The following is a 2615-nucleotide window of genomic DNA, read 5'->3' on the forward strand; positions in this document are numbered from 1 at the left end:
CCCCCCGCCCCACCTCACCCCCACCCCCCTCGCAAAAGACTCTGGCGCTGAGTCGACCACCGCGCCCGCTGCGGGCCCGTCCACGAGCACGCCGAGCTAGCGTGACCACGGCGGGGCATCCGCCCCTACTGCGACCTCCGGCCGCGCCCACGCCAGGGCGTCGGCGGTCACGACAGGCTCAGCGGTACCCACGTCGTGGCTGCTCCGCCCCCACGACGTATCCGCACCCACGACGGGCCCGGCTGCGACCACGTTGAACCAGACTGCTCGCAGCGGGCGCGGTCACGACCAGGTCCGACGCCGGGTGCCGGGGCCGGCCTCCGGGGACGGGGCACGGGCCAGGCGCGGGGGGCGGGGCCGGGGCCGGTCTGTCCGTGCCCACGTCGAGCTATCCGCGCCCACGTCGTGCTCCAACCCCACCCCTGTTGAGCCGGCACCCACGCCAGAGGTCCCGGCCCTACCCACGTCGGGCCCAACTCCGCCCACGTCAAGCCCATCCCCGTCCTCGTCGAGCCAGCCCGACACCAGCGGTCAACTCAGCCCGACCCACGGCGGTCCCAGCCCCGCCCACGGTCAGTCCAGCCCAACCCAAACCTCACCCCACCCGTGGCCTCAGCCGTCGATACGTGACACGAAGTCGGCCACGGCCGTGCGTATCTCCTCCGGAGTCCAGTCCATCGCGGACGACGCCACCGTCACCTCCGTCTGCGCCACTCCCGGCGGCCCAGCCGGGCCGGGCTCGAACCAGGTACGGAACAGCGTGGTTTGGGTCTCCTCGGCCAGCCGGATGCCCGCCTCGTTCAGGACATCCGGCGGGTACGGGAGCCACACCTGGAACTGATGGGTGTGCGGTATCTCCGGGTGCACCCTGAACCACGGCACGCCCGCCTCCGCCAAACCGTCCCGCAGCGCCCGCGCGACGACCTTCGCGTGTGCCACGTACTGCGGCAGCCGGGGCAGCTCGCGATCCAGCCCGGTCAGGGCGGCCAGCGCCGTCGGCCACTGCTGGAACAGTTGCCCGCCGTACCGGTGCCGCCAGGCCCGCGCCTCCTCCACGAAGCTCTCGGTGCCGACGAGGGCAGCGCCTGATATGCCGCCCAGGGACTTGTAGTAGGAGACATAGACGCTGTCCGCGAGGGCGGCGATTTCCGGGAGGGTGCGCCCGAGGTGCGGGGCGCACTCCCACAACCGGGCGCCGTCGAAGTGCACCACCGCGTCCCGGTCCCGGGCCGCCGCCACCGTCGCCGTCAGCTCCTCCCACGTCGGGAGGACGAATCCGGCGTCCCGCAGCGGGAGTTCGAGGGCCAGGGTCCCGAACGGCTCCTGGAGGTCGTAGATCTCGGCGGCGGTCGGCTGCCGTGGGGCGTTCGTCGGATGCACCATGCGCAGCCCGCTGACCACCGCATAGGCGTCGCGCTCATGGACCTCCACATGGGACAGCGGATGGCCGGCGACCGTCGAGCTGCCCGTCCGCCCCGCCCAGCAGCGCAGGGCCACCTGCTGCGCCATCGTGCCGGTCGGGAAGAACGCGGCGGCCTCGGTGCCCAGCACCTCGGCGGTGCGGCGCTCCAGCTCGCCGACGATGCTGTCCTCGATGCCGTAGATATCCGTCCAGTCGTCGAGGTTGTACACATCGGGAGCGTCGGCCGTCAGGCGCGTCAGCCGTTCCCGGATCGTCTCCACGGCCGGGCCGCTCAGTTGGCGCGCGGAGCCGCGGTGTGCGGTGATCCGTCGGTGCCGCGCGAGTGCGGTGACGCTCTCCTGGACAGCCGGCGCCCGGTCCCCGGGTGCCTCGCTCTGTGCTGCTCCGTCCCGAGGTGTCTCGGTCTGATGTGTCCCGTGCTGCGTCATCTCCCCCGCCTCCCCTTGCGTTTCGCGCGGTGTGCGCGGCGATGCGTCGATCATGGCGCAGGTGGGCGGGACGCGGCGAGGCCTGTGGATAACTTTCGGAGGGAGGGGAGAGGCGAGCACCGGGCAGCCCTGTGGCTCGGTGGAAAACTGCTGGTGGGAGGACGTGGGAGGGAGCCCCCCCCGTAGTCCGCAAGCCATCCGCCTGCCGGTCCGCCGGTCCCCCGGTCCGCCGGTCCGCCGGTCCGCCGGTCCGCCGGTCCGCCGGTCCCCCGGTCCGTCGTCCGCCGGCCTGCCCGTCCGCCGGCCTGTCCGACCGCCACCCTGTCCGTTCGCCGGCCGGCCCGGCGACAGCGCCAACCCCGCCGCGGGCCCGGCGACAGCGCCAACCCCGCCGCCGGCCACCCGCACCGGCCCCGCCGCGCCCTCCACCCGCGATGTCGATCAGCTCCGCCCCTCACCGCACCGGGTCGGCTCTTCTCCGAGACCTCCGTCTCACCCTCCGTACAGCTCTCCGGGCCGTCGGAGGCACTCGCGTAGCATGGCGACGAATCGTCCGGTACCCCCCGCGGACTGGAACGGAAGGCCATCGCCGCGTGAATGCACACCCGCCCATCGAGGCGCAGGACCGCCCCGCCCGGCTCACCGTCGGAGTCGTCGGCGCAGGCCGTGTCGGGCCCGCGCTCGCCGCGTCCCTGCAGCTTGCCGGGCATCGGCCGGTCGCCGTTTCCGGGGTTTCCGACGCCTCGGTGCGGCGGGGCGCCCGG

The 2615-nt window shown here is 73.8% G+C and carries 1 protein-coding gene and 1 pseudogene; one reads left to right on the forward strand and one right to left on the reverse strand.

All coding sequences use genetic code 11. The features are described from left to right. Positions 1-612 precede the first annotated feature (612 nt). Positions 613-1851 (reverse strand): threonine aldolase family protein, encoded by a 1239-nt coding sequence (locus tag RZ84_RS20395; protein ID WP_078894003.1) that lies wholly within the window; start codon positions 1849-1851, stop codon positions 613-615. A 593-nt stretch (positions 1852-2444) separates the two neighbouring features. On the opposite strand from RZ84_RS20395, the pseudogene RZ84_RS41450 reads away from it, so the two are divergent. Continuing rightward, a pseudogene (locus RZ84_RS41450) lies at positions 2445-2615 on the forward strand (oxidoreductase); the annotation flags it as partial.

The organism is Streptomyces sp. CT34 (assembly GCF_000805335.1).
In the GTDB taxonomy this organism is placed as follows: Bacteria; Actinomycetota; Actinomycetes; order Streptomycetales; family Streptomycetaceae; genus Streptomyces.

What these genes read in the sequence shown, in the direction of transcription:
- RZ84_RS20395 (WP_078894003.1), bottom strand. Translation starts at nt 1,851, where the DNA reads ATGACGCAGCACGGGACACATCAGACCGAGACACCTCGGGACGGAGCA.